The following is an 18,703-nucleotide window of genomic DNA, read 5'->3' as shown; positions in this document are numbered from 1 at the left end:
GGGTCCCCCGGGCCTCTCACGGCCGCATGCAGGCGCCAGTGTGGATCGGCGTCGGCGGAGATGAAGCCCTCCCGGTGTCCATGCCTCTGCGCGAAAACGGAGTAAGCGCCATCCTTGGCGGGCCTCGTTCAGGCAAGAGCTCGGCAATGGCGTCACTTCATGCCTTGAACCCATCGATTCCATGGGTTTTCCCGTCGGATGCGTCGACGGCTAGCGCCTTCTGGATTGCAGTCGCGCGTGAGGCTGCAGCGGGGAGCCTTCCCCCCAACGGCATCCTGCTCGTGGACGACGCCGATTCACTGGATCCTCAAGGCCATCAGGCCTTGGCCGGCTTGGTTGGAAAAGTCCGCAGCATCATTCTGGCAGCAACACCAGGTCCATCTCTGCTTCTACATCTCCCCCTTGCGAAGGAAGCGCAGGCCTCCGGCATGGGTTTGGTGTTGGCACCCGGGACACCCCATGACGGCGATCTCCTCGGAGTAAGACTTGAAGCCGATCGGGCCGGGCGCCCAGGGCGGGGCTTTCTCATCAACGGGGCGGAGATACTGCCTTTTCAGGGCGTGTACACCACAGCTTTTCCGCCACAAGACAAAACCCATTGAATCGCAGCCAAGCCGCGTCTGAGCCCCGGTTTTCAGAGTGCCGCGGACGTTCCCCCGGTGCGTGAGGCATAGGCCACGACCTCCTTCTGAAAGAGGAAAACAATCGCAGCCAGTGCCGGAAGCAGCATCGCCAGTCCCTGCCACAGCAGCCCGCCGGTCATGGTAGGAAAGCCAATGGTGAGGACAAATAATTGGGCCACCAAGGCTGCCGCTCGCGTCCATCTATAGCCGCGGAATAAGAAGTGGCCTACGGCGAACAACCACACGGAGAAGGCCAGCAGTAGCCCAAGTGTGAAGACTGCCCCCCAAAAAGTCAGCACAGGAGCACCGCTCAGTAGTTCAAATGCGTACCATGCTGCGGCACCGAGGAGGGCGAGTGCTTCAAGCAGAACAACCACAGAGATAATGACGATTCCCAAGGGCCGGCGAGCTGCGTCACGTATGTTGGCATCGAGGTTCCCCGTCACTCCGGAATCATCGCTTCCGTCCGGGCCGGAGACGGGCTGGGCTGGGTTTACGGGAGGTCTTGACACACTGGCACACTACCGGACATAGTCATCTAGCAGTGAGGGCACTGGCGGCTGATGTGATGCATCGCTCACGGATTCCGAGCATTTCGACCACTAACACCCCTTGTTTACAAGGCGTTAACATGAAACGCTTGACTCAGACGACCAAGGGGGCCCATGCGGGCCCCTTTCCTTTGGAGCCTCTCGTGAATGTTTTCACAAAAGGCCCTTCTAGTTCTCACGAATGGAGTGACTGATCAGCATGGATTGGCGTAATCGCGCAGCCTGCCTCGACAAGGACCCGGAGCTCTTCTTCCCAGTAGGCAACACGGGACCAGCACTTCTGCAAATCGAGGAAGCCAAGAGCGTCTGCCGCCGCTGCCCCGTTGTGGACACCTGCCTTCAGTGGGCCTTGGAGTCCGGCCAGGACGCCGGTGTTTGGGGCGGCATGAGTGAAGACGAACGACGCGCACTCAAGCGCCGAGCTGCACGCGCACGACGCGCTTCCTAGCCCAAGGACCGAAAAGGCCGCGGACCGTATGGTCCGCGGCCTTTTCGTTGGCTTCTGTTCGCCGGACTCGTCGGCCCGCCTTTGGGAGGCTATGCCCTGGCGAGGTTAAGGACGATCTCGACGGCAGTTCCGCCTCCTTCGCGCGGGATCCATTGGATGGACCCACCGAGCTCACTTGTCACGAGTGTGCGAACGATCTGTAGTCCCAACCCCTCGGTGTACTGGCCGTCCGGCAGGCCAACGCCGTCGTCTGCAATGGTCACCGTCAGGAATTCATCGTCGCCTTCGCCTTCTGCCCTGTCGGCCAGCAACCACACCGTTCCTGTGCGTCCCTCAAGTCCGTGCTCGACCGCATTGGTGACCAGTTCATTGATGACCAAAGCCAGTGGAGTGGCAAAATCGCTGGGCAACTCGCCGAACATGCCTGAACGTTCCGTCCGCACTTGCTGGGATGGGGAGGCAACTTCCGCAGACAGGCGGAATTGGCGCCCAATCAGTTCGTCAAAGTCCACGCTCTGCGTCAGCCCCTGCGAGAGAGTTTCATGGACGAGCGCAATAGTGGCGACGCGTCGCATCGCTTGTTCCAGGCCCTGTTTGGCTTCGTCGCTCACCATTCTCCGCGATTGCATTCGCAGGAGAGCCGCCACGGTCTGAAGGTTGTTCTTGACCCTGTGATGGATTTCCCGGATCGTTGCGTCCTTGGTAACGAGCTCCATTTCCCTGCGTCGCAATTCCGAGACATCGCGGCAAAGGACCAGGGCTCCGAAACGGTGCTGTTCATCGCGCAAAGGGATGGCTCGAAGTGAAAGACTGACACCCCTCGACTCAATTTCGCTGCGCCAAGGCATGCGTCCTGTCACCACCAAGGGCAGCGTCTCATCCACCATCCGCCGGTCCTTCAGGAGGCCGGCAGTCACTTCCGCTAACGAACGACCTTCAAGGGACTCCACTTCACCAAGACGGCGGAAGGCGGAGACGCCATTCGGACTGGCGTACTGCACGATGCCGTCGGCGTCGAGCCTGATGAGCCCATCTCCGACTCGCGGGGCACCTCGACGGGAACCTGTTGGTGAGGCAAAGTCGGGCCATAGGCCCAACGTTCCCATCCGCAGGAGGTCGTAGGCGCACTGGCGGTACGTAAGTTCCAGCCGCGACGGCATACGCGAACTGGACAAGTCCATATGCGACGTCACAACCGCGAGTGTCCTGCCGTTGCGCACCATCGGCACAGCCTCCACCCGGAGTGCCATCTCACTGCTCCAGCTCGTTTCGCTGGAGCGCTCGATCGATCGGCTGTTCCACGCCTTATCTACTAGAGGGCGTAGATCCGAGCGGATGCCCTCGCCCACGAAGTCCGCGTGGAACACCGTATGCGATGTCGATGGACGGACGTGGGCGAGGGCGATATAGCCGAATTCCGGGTGCGGAAACCACAGAGCGAGATCCGCGAAAGCCAAGTCAGCGACCATTTGCCAGTCACCGACCAGGAGGTGCAGCCATTCGGCATCTCCAGGCCCGAAATCAGCGTGTTCCCTGATGGGGTCTGTAAAGATTGCCACTGCACCTCCATTTGCGACGCCGGGACTAGCCCTAGCGTCGAACGATTGACCTCAAGAGCCTTAATGCTACCGACAGTGAAGCCATGTCGTCGGCTTCGAGCGCGTTGACCTCGTCGAACATGGTCTTGGCTCGTCCCAGCTGTTCGGCATTTTGCCCTTCCCATTCCTTGAGACGTTCTTCCGCCGCGGTGCCTGACTCAGTCGACTCAAGTACCGACGTCGTCATATCCGCCACTGTGGAGTACAAATCGTCCCGAAGAGCTGCCCGTGCCAAAGCCTGCCATCGGTCATCACGAGGCAAGGAGCTGATCCGTTCCAGAAGCGAATCCACGTGGAAGCGGTTGAACACCGTGTAATAAACGTGAGCGACGTCCTCCACGCCTTCATTGCCGGTCTGGGCAATTCGTGCGATGTCCAAGAGCGCGTAACTCTCGAACAACTCCGCCCACCTGTGTGCGAGATGATCCGGCAGCTCCCAGCCACGGGCTTTGTCCAACCAACCGGAGATGCGGATCTTGTCCTCCCCCCGGAGGTATTCCAGAAGCTTGGCCCGCAGAGGAGCCAACATGGGCTTGAAGGATTCCACGACGTCGGCAATGGGCTGAGACGCCATCCCCTGCCCGAGCACCCAACGCACTGCCCGGTCAAGCAAGCGCCGAATGTCCAGGTGGACTTCGCTCCAGTGTTCAGTCGGGAATGATGCCGGAAGCGCATTCAGCTCAGCCACCATCGGATCGAGATCGTAGATTTCACGCAAGGCAACAAAGGCCTTGGCCACCGCTACCTCGTTGGCCGACGTTTCTTCAATGGCCCGGAAAGCGAAGGTGATGCCGCCCAGATTGATGATGTCGTTGGCAACCACTGTGGCGATAATCTCGCGCCGCAGCGGGTGGGTATCCAGCTCAGCGTCGAACTTCTCCCGCAGCTGCTTCGGGAAATAGTCACGGATGGTGTCCGCAAACCACGGATCATCGGCAAGGTTGCTGTCCCGCAACGCTGCTGCGAGCTCGATCTTTGCGTAGGCTGCCAGGACGGCCAGCTCGGGCGAAGTGAGTCCCTGTCCTTGCTCCAGCCTCGACCGGAGAGTCTCTGTGGTGGGAAGGGCCTCGAGATCGCGCTTGAGGTCAGCGGACTTCTCCAGCCAGTCCATGAGGCGCTCGTAGCTTGGGCTCCAGTCCGCCACCCGCGTGCGGTCGTTAAGAAGCAGGATGTTCTGGTCGATGTTGTCCTGCAGGACAAGCCGTCCCACCTCATCGGTCATATCGGCCAGGAAGCCGGCCCTTTCCGCGGAGTCAAGCTTGCCGGCCGCTACCATCCGGTCAACGAAGATCTTTATGTTCACCTCATGATCGGAGCAGTCCACGCCGGCGGAGTTGTCGATCGCATCCGTATTCAGGATGACGCCTTGCAAAGCGGCTTCGATACGGCCCCTCTGCGTCAGGCCCAGGTTGCCGCCTTCACCCACAACCTTGACGCGCAGATCACGGCCGTCCACGCGGATAGCGTCATTGGCTTTGTCGCCTACGGCAGCATGGGTTTCGGTGCTGGCCTTGACGTAAGTACCGATGCCACCGTTGTAGAGAAGGTCCGCTGGCGCCAACAGAATCGCACGGAGAAGTTCGGGCGGGCTCAGCTGAGTGGTTCCATCCGGCAGTCCCAACGCCTTGCGTACCTGCTCCGAGACCGGGATGGTCTTGGCCTGACGTGCGTAAACTCCGCCGCCTTCGCTGATGAGCGTGCGGTCATAGTCGTCCCAAGAAGACCGGGGCAGTTCGAAGAGCCTTTGCCGCTCCGCAAACGACGCCTCAGCGTTGGGTGTGGGATCCAGGAAGATGTGGCGGTGGTCAAAGGCGGCCAACAGCCGGATGTGGCGGGAAAGCAGCATGCCGTTACCGAAGACATCCCCGGACATGTCGCCAACGCCAACTACCGTGAATTCCTCGGTCTGGGTATCGAGGTCAAGTTCACTGAAGTGCCTCTTGACTGATTCCCAAGCTCCGCGCGCGGTGATGCCCATGGCCTTGTGGTCGTAGCCCACCGACCCGCCCGAGGCAAACGCGTCACCGAGCCAGAAGCCGTATTCGGCAGCAAGCCCGTTGGCAGTGTCGGAGAACGTCGCGGTGCCCTTGTCAGCTGCCACTACCAGGTATGAGTCGTCACCGTCGTGCCGGACAACGTCCGACGGCGGCACGAGCCTTTCGCCCTCTGCTGAGGTAACGAGGTTGTCCGTGATGTCCAGCAGTCCCCGAATGAAGGTCTTGTAGCTCTCGATTCCTTCGGCCATCCACGCTGCTCTGTCCACTGCCGGGTTGGGAAGCTTCTTAGCGAAGAAACCTCCCTTGGCGCCTGTGGGTACGATCACGGCATTCTTGACGGTCTGTGCCTTTACGAGGCCCAGGATCTCGGTCCGGAAGTCTTCCCGGCGGTCGGACCAGCGAAGGCCGCCACGGGCTACCTTCCCGAAGCGAAGGTGCACGCCTTCAACTCTCGGAGAGTAAACCCAGATCTCGTACATCGGGCGTGGGAAAGGAAGACCATCAATTGATGTCGGATCCAGCTTGAAGCTGAGGTATTCCTTGTTCTGGTAGTAATTCGTGCGCAGAGTCGACTCAATAAGGTTCACGAAGGTACGCAGGACGCGATCGGCGTCCAACGTGGCCACCTGCTCGATCGACTCCGCGAGGGCTGCCCGCGCAGCAGCCTGACGTTCGGGCCGCTGCTCTTCATCAACAGCGGGATCGAAGCGCGCGGAGAAGAGCTCGTTGAGCCCCCGCGCAACATCCGGGTTGCCCAGGAGTGTATCAGCGATGAATCCGAAGGAGTTGGTGTTGCCCATTTGCCGCATGTATTTGGCATAGGCGCGGAGCACCACCACCTGACGCCAATGAATGCCTTCACGGAGCACCAGCCGGTCAAAGTTGTCCGACTCGACGGCGCCGGTGATGGCTGCACCGAAGGAATCGCTGAGAAGGTCTCCTGTGGCCAGGGGGTCGACGCCCGCGGGGTATTTGAGTCCGAGATCGTACAGGAAGAAGTCGCGATGATCTGAGGTTTCAATCTCGAACGGCCGCTCATCCAAAACCTCAAGGCCCAGATTGTGGAAATAAGGAAGGATCTGGCTGAGGCTCTTGGGCTCCATCAAGTAGAGCTTGACCCGGGCATCCTCTTCCAAAGCCTCGCCGGCGCCCTCGGGAAGATACACGTGAACACCAGGCCTGATCTGCTTGGTTACCCGCCCTGCCCGCTCTGCCTCCGCACCGTATTTCTCGAAGCGTTCAATGTCCTCAAGAGCGTCTTCCACTTCGTAGTCGACCCGGTAGCCCGCAGGAAATGCCTCAGCCCACAGCGCAGACAGAACATCAGCATCCGCCGAAGACCGGTGCTCGCGGAGAACCTCTGAGATACCTTCGCTCCAGGACCGGGACGCGCGCATGAGACGTTGTTCCAGCTCTTTGACGTCCACTTCGGCCAGTTCAGCCGTTCGGGGCAACCTGATCCTGAAGAAAACGCGAGCCAATGCAGATTCGGTGATCCTGGCTTCGTAGTCGATGCTCTCGGCGTGGAATGTTTCGCGAAGTTCCTGCTCGATGCGAAGACGAACACTGGTGGTGTACCGGTCTCGGGGCAAGTAGACCACTGCAGACATGAACCGGCCATAGATGTCCGGGCGCAGGAACAGCTTGGTCCTCCGGCGCTCTTGGAGTCGCTGTATCCCGGTGGCCGTGGCGGCAAGGTCCGGAATCTCAATCTGGAAGAGTTCGTCGCGGGGATAAGTTTCGAGGATTCCCAAAAGATCCTTGCCCGAGTGCGAGTCAATGGGGAAGCCTGCGTTCCGAAGAACGGCGTCCACCTTGTCCCGAACGATCGGGATGCTGCGCACGGACCCCGTGTAAGCACTCGTGGCGAACAGGCCGATAAAGCGGCGTTCCCCGTTAACGTTGCCTAGCGCATCGAAGCTCTTGACGCCGATGTAGTCGAGATAGGCAGGTCGGTGCACAGTGGAGCGTGAGTTTGCCTTGGTAATCACCAGGGCACGCTTCTCCCTTGCGCGCTTTCGGCCCGCATCCGTGAGGTGCTGAACTTGACGTGTGGTGTCGCCTGCGCGCAGGAGCCCGAGGCCGCTGTCTTCGCGGAGCTGAAGAACGTCCTCGCCGTTCTCATCTACGAGGTCGTATTCGCGGTATCCCAGGAAAGTGAAGTTTCCGTTGTCCAGCCATCGCAAAAGGTCTTGTGCTTGCCTGAGCTCGGCCACTTGCTCAGGGTGTGTGACGCCCCCCAACGCATCGGCCAGCTCGAGCGCTTTGCTACGCATCTTGGGCCAGTCCTCCACTGCCGCCCTGACATCGCCCAGGACGCGCTGGAGCCCAGCGATCAGTTCGTCCCGCGCATCATCACCGACCCGGTCAATTTCAACCGCGATCCATGACTCCATGTGTGAGGCGTTGTCGCCATCGCCCAGGAGATGAGCCACGCTGGGGAGTGCTGCGGTGTCGCCGCTCGAAATGCCGACGTTCGAGGGGACCCTGGAAATATTGCTGAGTTCGCCGGATTCCCGACCACGGGCAACCACGAACAAGGGGTGCATCACCAAACGTATGGCGCAGTTCTGGCGAACAAGTTCTGCATTGACGGAGTCGACGAGGAATGGCATATCGTCTGTGACGATGTAGACGACGCTCCGCTCGGGTTCGCCGGCGATTTGGACGACGGCGTTTCCTGGTCGACGGGACTGGGCAACGGTCCTGTGCTTAGTTGCCCGCGCAATCAAGACTTCAGGCGAATACGCCCGTGCATCCTCCTCTGCGAGGTGTTCATAGTAGTCACCGAAGAACCCTTCACGGACAACTGCTGCATCGGACCGATCCTCTACGCTGGATCCTGACGACATCGACAAACGCCTCCATCAAATGTTGATTGCTGCGACTCTGCAGCCCCACATGTCGACCCTAGCGCTTTAGAAGGTGCAAAGCTCTGATAGTTCGACCAAAGGGATTGCGGTTTTGCTGGACGGGTGCACAGACCAATGCTGCTATCGCCGTTCGCAGGGGCGAGTCGGGCGCTATCTCCAGCAGGACCGACCCGGCAAGTAGAGCGGCATCGCACACCACGGGGTCAGCTGGAAGGTAGGCATCCACGCCCACTCCGGGGCCGTACCGGCCCCATGCATCATCGAGTTGCTGCTTGGGCGAATGGCCCACTGCCGAGCGTTTCACCTTGTTCAGCACGACGCGGGGAGATGCATCCGGTACTGCGGACTCAAGCTCCGCCAGGCCCCTCACCAGACGCGGCACTCCAATCGCATCCGCAGCACCTATGGCATAGACGACGTCAGCCATTTCCAAGCTGCGCAGTGTGGCAGCATTCCTCCGCGGAGCCAACGTGTCGAAGCTCAGCTCTTCATCCGATTCCAAGCAAAAGCCTGCGTCCACAACAACATGATCCGCTAATTGCCGGGCCACATCCAAGACCACCGAGACGGCCCCCGCCCTCAGCTCGGTCCAACGATCCGCCCTGGTGGTGCCCGTGAGCACTCTGAAAGTCCCACCCTTGGTGAAGACAGGAATGGCCACTGCCCTGAGGGCCTCACCATCAAGCAGGCCTTGGTCCGCCAGCCGGCATGCCTGAGCCAGGCCCGCCGACTCATCCAGGAGGCCGAGAACTGCCGACACGCTTGCGCCGTAACTGTCTGCGTCCACGAGCATGACCGACTTGCCTTCCGCGGCCAGCTCCGCGGCGATATTTACAGCAAGGAGCGTCCTTCCCGGAGCCCCGATCGGTCCCCACACGGCGATGACCTGGCCCCCTCCCACCGGCGTCTCCACACCAACAGGGTGGGTCACGGGCATCAGAAGCAGATCCGCCCCCGGATCTGCAAATCCGGCGCCTCGAGCGGTCGCAGGCCGGTTTTGCCGGTTCTCCCGCCCGACCGCTTCCGAGATTTTGGTCGCGAGCTCGGCAGGTTCAATGCTCGTCGGCGCCGGCACGGCGCCTATGGAGTACAGTCTCTTGGCCTCCGCCGGGTCATCGGTGAGCGCAATGATCGAGACGCCCACAGCCCCGAGGCGATCTACCAGCGTGGTGGTGAGTTCCTCGCAACCTTCGGCCACGACAGCGGCCACCGCAAGGCCGCTTTGGCAGGCAGCCATAAGCTCAGCAAGCTCCGAACAACGTCGTACCACGGTTACAGGGCCGTGCAAGCGTTCCAATCCGTCGACCACAGCCTCCTGCGCCGAACCGACGGTAACAACGGGGATGCTCATCGGACCACGCCCGCAGGGTTCCAAACCACTGAGACCTTAGCCTTGTGCGCTTGAGCACCCAGCAGTTTTGGCATTTGCTCATCTGTCACCAGCACCATCACCACCGTGGTTTTGGCCGAGCCCAAGCTGGTACTTCCCGCCGTCATCCCCGCGATTTCCGCGCTTGGCAAAAGCAGTTCCGGTTCTTCAAAGGCGCTGCTGGAGCCTGGCATTGAAATCCAGACGTCTACCCTGGCGCCCGGAACGGCCTGCGCGGGGAGTTCTTCTTCCAGTGCAATGGCCACGGGTTTGCGGTCCAAGGCATCGGCAACCCCAAGACTTTCCCGAGGGATCAACTGATTCTTTGCCACCCGCTGCAGTGCAACCTTGCCCTCAGCAAGCCCGCTCTCCACAGTGACGTAACCCGCCTCGACGTCATCCAGACGGACCTTGACAACGGAAAGGTCCCCCTCCGTAACTGTCTGACCTACCGCGATGTCTTCCCGGGCCGCGAACACCTGCGTCGTCTTGTCGGCGGTACCTACCAATGCAATGACGCCTGCGACTGATCCCAGAACCAGCAGAAGGCCGATAAGAAGCCGGGGATCTTTCCACGATGGTTTCTTTAGCCTCGCGGCGGCGACGCTGACACTTTGACCCATTCTTCTGCTCCCCCGCTATGAGTTCGGCATGGTGGAAGCACCTGCCTCCTTATTCATACCGGCCCATTTTCGTGTAGACAAAGCCAACGGCCCCAAAGAGGCTGAAACTGTGGATAACTACACCAAACGGAAGCAACGGTGGCAAAATGAAGCCATGCCCCGATTCCTGACTCTTGCGGACGTCGCAGAACAATTACAAATCAACTCGCCTCAGGCCTATGCCTTGGTACGAAGCGGTGAGCTGAAAGCCATTCAAGTGGGTGGAAGGGGACAATGGCGCATCGAAGAAAAGATGCTGGAGCAATATATTGAGGACCGCTACGCAGAAGCCGGCCGCATGATTGAAGAGGCCAAGGGCAAAAACAGCCGGCTCTAATCCCGGCCGCTCCTGATGTCCGGGTGACCCGCCGAGCAAAGGGCTGCCAATGAACTGAAAGGGATGGTCATCACCGCTGCCACGTTGCCGGCCCTGCGCACTTCGCCGTGCAGGACGACTGCAAGGTCAAAGAAGTCCCGACCCACCCTGTCCATGACTCCTTGCAGCTTGTATCCATCGGCAGCTGCCACCTTCAGGTGAACAACCACTTCACTGCGATCCTTGGCCAAAGCCCGCAGCGCCGAGGCGATTCCCAGCGACCGCTGAATCCGTGACTCAGGCTTCAGCGCCACCCTCCCCAGCCCTTGGCAGGACAGTACGGAGGAGTATGGCAGCAACCACTGCCGTGCACCCTCCGTCAGGACCAGCCACTCGCCTCCCACATGGCTCAGCCGTCCACGTATGACCCGGCCGTCCACCAGGACGATCTTGATTTCCGCTCCAAGGGCGCCGCGGAGACGGTCGCCCAGTTCGATCCCAGCGACCTCAACCCTTGCCCGCTCGGATATCTCGAATTCGGCCTCCAAGGTGCGTGCGTCCGAGAATTGTCCTTCCAAATCGCTGAAGAGAGAGTCCCATCTCATGTGGTCAGACTAGGCTGCAATAAGGCTGCGCGGCGAATCCGTGAGGTACATCGAGGTTGGAAGTGGACAAGCTACAGCAAATGCGTTCAGAATGGGTCAACTAGATCAAACTGCATCAAAGTGCATCAAATAAGGCATGGGGGCTTTTAAATGGTAAGAGTATTGCGTAGTGACTCCGCCCTCGCCGCATTTATTCTTGGCCTGGGGCTGTCCTTGGTACTCGCAGGCCACGTGCTCCTCGCGCAGTGGCAGGACGCTGAGCGGCACAGGCAAAATTTCACCTTCGAACATCTCCTCGGACTTTTCGCCAGCGCCGTGGGCCTTTCGGTCGTGTGCTGGTGGGCGCTGACTTTCCTCATCGCATTCCTGGCCTCGCTGTTGCATCGGATTGGACACAGGAAGGGTGCCGACATCCTCTCGAAGTTCAGTCCGGCGTTTATGCTGCGGCTGGCCGTGGCTGTCATGAGCCTGAGTATTCTGGGCACGGGGGTAGCCCAAGCAGATACTTCGCCACCGGAGCCAAGCTGGCAGAGCGCTTCGCCCCTCAACAGGGCACCAATGCAGGTGGCGTGGACGCCAGTTTCCTTGGATCGCGCAAGTTCCGCCCTGCCATCAGTCGAAGACCCCCGTGAGGCAGCCTCCCGGCCCAGTGATCCGCGCTGGCACCCTCGGTCACCAATCATTGATCCAGGGCTGCTTAGCCGTCAGTCGACACGTTCAACGACGCCACCGGGAGAAGTCGCCGTGGTGGTCAAGGATGGCGACTCGCTCTGGTCGATTGCGGCCTCAAGACTGGGGCCCTTTGCCACCGACGTAGACGTCGCACTGACGTGGCCCAAGTGGTACTCCGCCAACCGGGCACTTATCGGAAGCGACCCGGCCGTGCTGCGTCCGGGACAGGTTCTCCAACCACCGGCACCAAGCTAGCAGCGCAGGGCCTTCAGTGCCCATCTTCTTCACAAGGACAGTCCGCTCAGGGACAACTTCCTCATCTCAAAGCCATTTCCTAATGTCATCCCAGCAGAAGCCATCGAGCAAAGCGTCCCCACGCTGTAGCTCATGTAGTGAATGCCTGAGGTATGACCATGACCCTTGCAACGACGAGCCGACCAGCAACCCGTCTGAGCCCACAACGCACCACGCCTGCGGCGGGCCAGGGCGGTTCAGACATCGACGTGCGCCTAGTAGCCAGGAGCATCGCGCAGGCCGCCCTGGAAGTTCTGGCGGGCACCCGTCCGGTGCATCAGCTCTCCCGCTCATTGGATTCGGAGTGCTACCTGTCCCTCCAGCATCGGGCAGCATTGACGCGAAAGCACGCCGCCAGGAGTCGGGGTACTGCTCAACCGCATCGTAGCCCCATGGTCCGTTCCGTTCGGGTCTGCTCCATTTCCGATTCCATATGTGAAGCAAGCATCGTGGTGGCAGAAGAGCAACGTTGCCGCGCCGTCGCCATGAGGCTGGAGCGACTGGAAGGTGTCTGGCAGGTTACCGCTCTGGAAATTGGGTAGGTGCAACCAATCAACTTTTCTACGGGTAATAAAAGGGTGAAGCCCGGACGTTCAGTCCGGGCTTCACCCTTTTCATGGCCGTGTTTCGGTTGCGGTCTAGCGACGCTTCTTTTTTGCCTGTTTCCGCTGGTCCTGGTTTGCCGCTTTGGCAGGATTGCCGGAGCGCCCCGATGCACGGCCCTCAATGCGAGTCTGGGTGGCGCCGTCTTCGCCGGGCGCAGTGTACTGTAGCTGCGCAGGCTTGTCAGGCGCTTGAAGGCCCGCCGCGCGGATTTGAGGATCGTGATGCTCAGTGTGTGCGCCGGAATCCGAATCGTCTGCCACCACAACATCTTCGGCGGGTGTTACCTCGACTTCCAGGTTGTAGAGGAAACCGATGCTTTCCTCGCGAATGGCTTCCATCATGCTCTGGAACATGACAAACCCTTCGCGCTGGTATTCCACCAGGGGATCACGCTGGGCCATTGCACGAAGCCCGATTCCTTCTTTGAGGTAGTCCATCTCGTAGAGGTGTTCCTGCCATTTGCGTCCAAGCACCGAGAGTACAACCCGGCGCTCAAGCTCGCGCATGCTCTCGGAGCCAATGGCTTCCTCCCGTGCCTGGTAGACGAGTCGGGCGTCAGAGAGGATTTCGTCCCTCAGGAATTCTGTAGTGACCCGGGACTTACCGCCGGCTTCGTCAATGATCTCCTCGGCTGTCACGGTTGCCGGGTACAGCGTCTTCAGGTTTGCCCATAGCTGGTTGTAGTCCCAGTCATCGCCTGAACCCTCGGCGGTAGCGGCATCAATGAGTGAGTTGATGGTATCTTCCAGGAAGAACTGGACCTTTTCGTGCAGGTCATCGCCTTCAAGGATCCGACGACGGTCGCCGTAGATGGCTTCACGCTGGCGATTGAGGACATCATCGTACTTGAGGACGTTCTTGCGCTGCTCAGCGTTGCGGCCCTCTACCTGGCCTTGCGCCGATGCAATGGCTCGGGATACGAGCTTGGACTCCAGAGCGACATCATCAGGTACGGAGCTGTTCATGAGCCGTTCGGCCGCACCTGAGTTGAACAACCTCATGAGGTCATCCGTGAGAGAGAGGTAGAACCGGGATTCACCGGGGTCACCTTGGCGGCCGGAACGTCCGCGCAGCTGGTTGTCGATCCGACGGGATTCGTGGCGCTCGGTGCCAAGAACGTACAACCCACCAAGGTCAAGAACTTCTTCGTGCTCGTCTTTGACCGCCTGTTTGGCCGCAGCCAGCGCCGCGGGCCATGCGGCCTCGTACTCTTCGGAGTTTTCCTCAGGATCCAGGCCACGCTTGGCAAGTTCGGCAATGGCTGTGAACTCGGCGTTGCCGCCGAGCATGATGTCAGTACCACGGCCTGCCATGTTGGTTGCGACCGTAACTGCGCCCTTTCGACCCGCTTGCGCCACAATGGACGCTTCCCGCGCGTGGTTCTTGGCGTTCAAGACTTCATGCCGGATGCCTTCTTTGGCCAAGAGATTAGAGAGGTACTCACTCTTTTCAACGCTGGTGGTACCCACCAGGACAGGCTGGCCATGCTCATGCCGTTCAGCAATGTCCTGAACAACAGCATCGAACTTAACCACCTCGTTCTTATAGACGAGGTCCGGCTGGTCGATGCGCTGCATATCGCGGTTTGTGGGGATGGGAACGACGCCGAGTTTGTAGGTGCTCATGAACTCGGCGGCTTCGGTCTCGGCAGTACCGGTCATGCCTGCAAGCTTGGAATACATACGGAAGTAGTTCTGCAGCGTTACGGTGGCGAGGGTCTGGTTCTCAGCCTTGATCTCAACATTTTCCTTGGCCTCAATGGCCTGGTGCATGCCTTCGTTGTAGCGACGACCGGCCAGGATTCGCCCGGTGTGCTCGTCAACAATCAGGACTTCGCCGTCAAGGATGACATAGTCCTTGTCTCGTTTGAACAGTTCCTTGGCCTTGATCGCATTGTTGAGGAAGCCGATCAGCGGGGTGTTGGCAGATTCATAGAGGTTCTGAATTCCCAGGTAGTCCTCTACCTTTTCAATGCCTGCTTCCAGCACGCCCACGGTTCGTTTCTTCTCGTCGACCTCGTAGTCGATGTCAGGCTGCAAACGAAGGACCACTTTTGCAAATTCGCTGTACCACCGGTTGGTGTCGCCTTGCGCAGGACCGGAAATGATCAACGGTGTACGTGCTTCGTCGATCAGGATGGAGTCGACCTCGTCCACGATAGCGAAGTTGTGCCCGCGCTGGACCAGTTCACTGGCGTCCCACGCCATGTTGTCCCGCAGGTAATCGAAGCCGAATTCGTTGTTGGTTCCGTAGGTGATATCAGCGGCGTACTGCTCCCGCCTCACGGTGGGGTCCTGGTTGGACAGGATGCAACCACTGGTGAGACCAAGGAACCGGTAGACCCTGCCCATGAGTTCAGACTGGTACTCGGCAAGGTAGTCGTTCACGGTGACAACGTGGACACCCTTGCCAGACAGCGCGTTCAGGTAGGCCGGAGCTGTAGCGACGAGGGTCTTGCCTTCACCGGTTTTCATTTCCGCGATGTTGCCAAGGTGAAGCGCGGCACCACCCATGAGCTGGACGTCGAAGTGCCTCATGCCCAAAGTTCTGGAGGAAGCTTCACGCACAGCGGCGAAGGCTTCCGGGAGGAGTGCTTCCAAGGTTTCGCCGTCTTGATGGCGGGACCTCAACCGGTCCGTTTCCTCGCGGATTTCAGCGTCCGAGAAGGACTTGAAGGTGTCTTCCAGGGCATTGATGGAATCGGCATAGTTCCGCAGTGTCTTGAGTGTTTTTTTGTCACCCGTGCGGAGAAGTTTTTCGATTAGTGATGCCACGTGAAATTGCTCCCAGTCTCATGCTGCCGAATTCTGGCTGTTTCAGTCTACGGGAGAGACCAGCGCCACGTTGCCGGGTTCACCTCTGAGCGGACTGCCCGGCTGGAGGTGTTCTCCCGGGGCAACACCATCTCTTGCCACGGCCTCTGACAACTCTGCGGCGAGGTCCCCCACCGGCCAGACGAGCACTTCCTGAAGCCCGAGCCACGTAGCCATCAACCTGAGTTCCGCGGCAAGCTCGACGGCGGTATCCGCCGGAGCGTTCAGCTCAGCAAAAGCGGAGCGCACCAGAAGTTGGCGGGATGCCCGATCGGCTTTCAAGTCCACTCTGGCAACGATGGCTTCCCTAAGCAGGAACGGCAGGACGTAATAGCCGAAACGCCTCTTAGCGGCGGGGGTGTAGATCTCAATCCTGTAGTGGAATCCGTACAACTCCTCCAGCCGCCTCCTTTCGAAGACCAGGGAATCGAAAGGACTTAGAAGTGCCCGGCCTGCGGCCTTTCGCGGCAATTTGGCATCCACATGCCGGAAGGTTTCCCTGTCCCATCCACGAACCTCAACGCGTTCGAGGCGGCCTGCCCGGACCAAGCGTTGCACTGAATCCGACCCCGCTTTCAGGGGAGTCCGGAAGTAGTCGGAGAAGCACCTTACTGTGCCAATGCCGTGGGCTTGCGCGGCTGCATCCATCAGACGGTCAAGAGACGCATCAGCATCGACGTCGAAAAGTCGGGTGTCTGGAACCACACGTGAGGTGAGGGTGTACTTTCTTTCGAATTGCGACGTCCTTGAAGCAGCGGAGATCCGGCCCTCCTCGAAAAGGTGCTCCAGTACCCGCTTGACGATGTTCCAGTTCCAGCCCCAGTTATCCCGGCCCTGGGCTTCGTCATGGCCGAGCTCTGCAGTCAACTCGGATGCTGTCATGGGTGGACCCGCAGTGAGGGCCATCAGGATACGGTCTTCCATGTGCTGCCGTACGGCAGGATCAAGACGATGTGCTCCCACCCACGCCCGCTTTTGCCATATGAGCAGATCCTGGAAGTGCTCCGGGCGGATAAAGCTTGCCTCGTGCGCCCAGTACTCCATCATCTTGCGTGGCTTGCGGTTGGCCATCGATTGGAGGATCAGGGGATCGTAGTTGCCCAGCCGGGAAAAGAACGGAAGGTAGTGGCTCCGTGCCACAACGTTGACAGAATCGATCTGGACAAGCTGGAGCCGGGCAAAGGTCCGGCCCACCGCCCGTGAAGTTACGGGGCCGGTGGGCCGGACCTTTGCCAATCCTTGAGCTGCCAATGCGATCCGCCGTGCCTGTGAAAGGCTCAGCGAAGCGGTCATTGAAGTCCCTTCGTACCTATGGGGAAGCTTTACTTGGCTGTGGCGGCCTGATCATCAGAGCGGTAGGCATGGATCTTCTCTTCCACGGCTTCCTCGCCAGGCTCGCAGGTGGAGTCAAGGGTAATGACGCCATAGGTCCAGCCACTGCGTCGATAGACAACCGACGGTGCGTTGGTTTCCTTGTCCAGGAACAGGTAGAAATTGTGTCCGACAAGCTCCATGTTGTCCACAGCGTCATCAAGGGTCAGCGATGCTGCGGGGAAAACCTTCCGGCGGATCAGGACAGGTGAGTCGCCTGCCGGAATGTCGTTGTCAATGTCGTACGGAGACCTTTCATCTACTGCTTGCGCAGACTCCTGATGATTGCTTGCCTCGACGTAAAGTGGCTCGCTCGCACTGGCTGGCTCAAGTGTGGCCGTAGCTTCCCGCACAGCCTTGGGCGTGTGGCGGCCGTGGTGCACCTTCTTACGGTCCTTCGCACGACGAAGCCGCTCAAGCAGCTTGTTGTACGCGAGATCGAAGGCAGCAAACTTGTCAGCGGCTGTGGCCTCGGCACGGATAACGGGGCCTCGGCCCAGGACAGTGACTTCTACGGTGAGCTCGCCAGGCGTCTGCCTGGGATTGGTTTCCTTGGAAACCTTTGCGTCAACCCGCTGGACCTTATCCCCCAGCGATTCAATCTTTGAGATTTTTTCGCCGGCGTATTCGCGAAAGCGGTCAGAAACTGTCAGATTTCGTCCGCTGATCATGAACTCCATGGTGCCCTCCAAATAACTCAGGTGACACGACAACGGCGCTGTTGGGGGCTTGTCTGACGGACAGTCGAGCCCCTTTCCGAGCCGCTATCGACAGGTACATCTTTTCTTGGTACCCACAACCGACGTTAGTTCATCCCCACCGGTTATTCATCCTTTAGCCACTTATTTTTTGATTGAGTCTTAATGACCGATCCGGGATCGTCCGTACCAGCTACGGAAGCGTAGGCTGGTGGCCTCGTGGCCGCCAGCACCACCGCGCCGGAGACCATGCCACCGGCAGCCGTGACCGCCCGTGCTGCCTCAGCGAGCGTGGCACCGGTGGTCAGGACATCATCAACAAGAATGCATTTCCGGCCCTTTAGCTCTTGGGTTCGTCCACGCCTTACTCTCATGGATCCTCGTACCCGACGGGCGCGCTCACCCCTTCCCAGGCCTTTCTGGCCTCCACCGCCACCTCCATGTTCGATTGAGGCGAGTCCCAAGACTTCGTCAACAAACCGGGCCGTCATCTGTCGGACAGCATCGGGGTATGCCATAAATGGCGGCGACTCCCCCGATTTCTCAAGCACGTCAAAAATTGGGCAAAGGGGAAGCAGCCGGCGCGTGCGGATGAAAAAGAGCAAGAGATGTACAGGGCTGAATCCTCGCCTGCGGTAAGCCTTGGCGCTGCTGGGTACGGGGACCAAACAGTAGCCGGATCGGCCACCGATGGCAGTGTCCACGGCTTTGCTGAGGCAGTGAGCCAGAACAGCCGCAAGACGCCATTGGCCGTGGCTTTTATAAGAGAGGAGGCACTGGGCCAGCTCATCCCTGTATGGCCCCGCCGCCACCACCCCGATCTTCGCAGTTCCATCAACATCTACCAACGCGGGTGATTCCAGTTCGGCCCGGAACGGCTGCCTGCACAGCTGACGGACTCTTCTTGCGCAACTGCCGCACAGTACTGCATCTTCCATCTCACAGCAGATACAGTCGACGGGAATGAGCACTGCCAGCAGGTCAACCATGGCGCCTTGCAGTGCGGCAATGATCCTGCCCGTTCTTCGTTGGACCGGGCCACGACGGCGCGCCCCAACAGGCTCGGGATTGACGTCGGGATCAAAACGGCGGAGCTGCCCGGCACGGAACCACGGGCCAAGGAAGGAGCATCGGCCAAAGAAAGAGAAGGTCACTCTGGCAGTTTGAGCCTGAAGTTCTCCCTGAGGAGGGCATGGTGCGAGCTATG

15 protein-coding genes are annotated in these 18,703 nt (G+C 59.8%); 5 read left to right on the top strand and 10 right to left on the bottom strand.

Annotated features, from left to right (window positions below):
* Nucleotides 1-26 precede the first annotated feature (26 nt).
* Entirely contained in the window at nt 27-602 is a 576-nt protein-coding gene (locus tag J7I86_RS22755) for a hypothetical protein (RefSeq protein WP_286179504.1), read from the top strand.
* A 32-nt stretch (nt 603-634) separates the two neighbouring features.
* Here the strand turns inward: J7I86_RS22755 and J7I86_RS09575 are convergent, their stop codons facing one another.
* Nucleotides 635-1,135 (bottom strand): hypothetical protein, encoded by a 501-nt coding sequence (locus tag J7I86_RS09575; RefSeq protein WP_214819186.1) that lies wholly within the window; start codon nt 1,133-1,135, stop codon nt 635-637.
* A 238-nt stretch (nt 1,136-1,373) separates the two neighbouring features.
* Here J7I86_RS09575 and J7I86_RS09570 point away from each other — a divergent pair, with 238 nt between their 5' ends.
* Entirely contained in the window at nt 1,374-1,622 is a 249-nt protein-coding gene (locus J7I86_RS09570; RefSeq protein ID WP_003804966.1) for a WhiB family transcriptional regulator, read from the top strand.
* 89 nt (nt 1,623-1,711) lie between these two features.
* Here J7I86_RS09570 and J7I86_RS09565 read toward each other — a convergent pair whose 3' ends face one another.
* Genes J7I86_RS09565 through J7I86_RS09550 form a run of 4 tightly spaced genes read right to left on the bottom strand, consistent with a single transcriptional unit; the run spans nt 1,712 to nt 10,082 of the window.
* The gene (locus tag J7I86_RS09565) at nt 1,712-3,181 is read right to left on the bottom strand and encodes a sensor histidine kinase (RefSeq protein WP_214819184.1); all 1,470 of its coding nucleotides are present in this window, start codon (nt 3,179-3,181) and stop codon (nt 1,712-1,714) included.
* 31 nt (nt 3,182-3,212) lie between these two features.
* On the bottom strand, nt 3,213-8,069 hold the full coding sequence (locus tag J7I86_RS09560; RefSeq protein ID WP_214819182.1) for an NAD-glutamate dehydrogenase: 4,857 nt from the start codon (nt 8,067-8,069) through the stop codon (nt 3,213-3,215).
* Between the two features lie 58 nt (nt 8,070-8,127).
* Nucleotides 8,128-9,441 carry a P-loop NTPase gene (locus J7I86_RS09555; protein ID WP_214819180.1) on the bottom strand — a complete coding sequence of 438 codons (1,314 nt, stop codon included), beginning with the start codon at nt 9,439-9,441 and terminating at the stop codon, nt 8,128-8,130.
* Nucleotides 9,438-10,082: an SAF domain-containing protein gene (locus tag J7I86_RS09550; protein WP_214819179.1), complete on the bottom strand. Its 645-nt coding sequence runs from the start codon at nt 10,080-10,082 to the stop codon at nt 9,438-9,440. Before J7I86_RS09550 ends, J7I86_RS09555 begins: the two co-directional genes overlap by 4 nt.
* A 154-nt stretch (nt 10,083-10,236) precedes the next feature.
* Between J7I86_RS09550 and J7I86_RS09545 the strand changes: the two genes are divergently transcribed.
* Nucleotides 10,237-10,458, top strand: coding sequence for a helix-turn-helix domain-containing protein (locus tag J7I86_RS09545; RefSeq protein ID WP_214819639.1), 222 nt, complete (start codon nt 10,237-10,239; stop codon nt 10,456-10,458).
* Here J7I86_RS09545 and J7I86_RS09540 read toward each other — a convergent pair.
* Nucleotides 10,455-11,042 carry a hypothetical protein gene (locus J7I86_RS09540; protein WP_214819178.1) on the bottom strand — a complete coding sequence of 196 codons (588 nt, stop codon included), beginning with the start codon at nt 11,040-11,042 and terminating at the stop codon, nt 10,455-10,457. The two genes, J7I86_RS09545 and J7I86_RS09540, sit on opposite strands and share 4 nt — an antisense overlap.
* 150 nt (nt 11,043-11,192) lie before the next feature.
* Between J7I86_RS09540 and J7I86_RS09535 the strand changes: the two genes are divergently transcribed.
* Both J7I86_RS09535 and J7I86_RS09530 read left to right on the top strand, forming a co-directional pair.
* A complete protein-coding gene (locus J7I86_RS09535) occupies nt 11,193-11,969 on the top strand; it encodes a LysM peptidoglycan-binding domain-containing protein (RefSeq protein ID WP_214819177.1) in 777 nt (258 codons plus the stop codon).
* A gap of 158 nt (nt 11,970-12,127) precedes the next feature.
* The gene (locus J7I86_RS09530) at nt 12,128-12,550 is read left to right on the top strand and encodes an Rv3235 family protein (RefSeq protein ID WP_286179503.1); all 423 of its coding nucleotides are present in this window, start codon (nt 12,128-12,130) and stop codon (nt 12,548-12,550) included.
* Nucleotides 12,551-12,646: 96 nt separating this feature from the next.
* Here J7I86_RS09530 and secA read toward each other — a convergent pair whose 3' ends face one another.
* From secA to J7I86_RS09510, 4 genes are all read right to left on the bottom strand, one after another.
* The gene (secA, locus tag J7I86_RS09525; protein ID WP_214819175.1) at nt 12,647-15,388 is read right to left on the bottom strand and encodes a preprotein translocase subunit SecA; all 2,742 of its coding nucleotides are present in this window, start codon (nt 15,386-15,388) and stop codon (nt 12,647-12,649) included.
* Between the two features lie 42 nt (nt 15,389-15,430).
* Nucleotides 15,431-16,720, bottom strand: coding sequence for a winged helix-turn-helix domain-containing protein (locus J7I86_RS09520; RefSeq protein WP_214819174.1), 1,290 nt, complete (start codon nt 16,718-16,720; stop codon nt 15,431-15,433).
* Nucleotides 16,721-16,749: 29 nt separating this feature from the next.
* Nucleotides 16,750-17,478, bottom strand: a complete 729-nt coding sequence (gene hpf, locus J7I86_RS09515; RefSeq protein WP_214819173.1) for a ribosome hibernation-promoting factor, HPF/YfiA family — start codon at nt 17,476-17,478, stop codon at nt 16,750-16,752.
* 143 nt (nt 17,479-17,621) lie between these two features.
* Nucleotides 17,622-18,650 carry a ComF family protein gene (locus J7I86_RS09510; RefSeq protein ID WP_214819172.1) on the bottom strand — a complete coding sequence of 343 codons (1,029 nt, stop codon included), beginning with the start codon at nt 18,648-18,650 and terminating at the stop codon, nt 17,622-17,624.
* Between the last annotated feature and the right edge of the window lie 53 nt (nt 18,651-18,703).

Source organism: Arthrobacter sp. ISL-95, from assembly GCF_018613695.1.
Taxonomy (GTDB): Bacteria; Actinomycetota; Actinomycetes; order Actinomycetales; family Micrococcaceae; genus Arthrobacter.
Note: the sequence above shows the minus strand (reverse complement) of the source record. Positions and strands in the feature narration are given on the sequence as shown.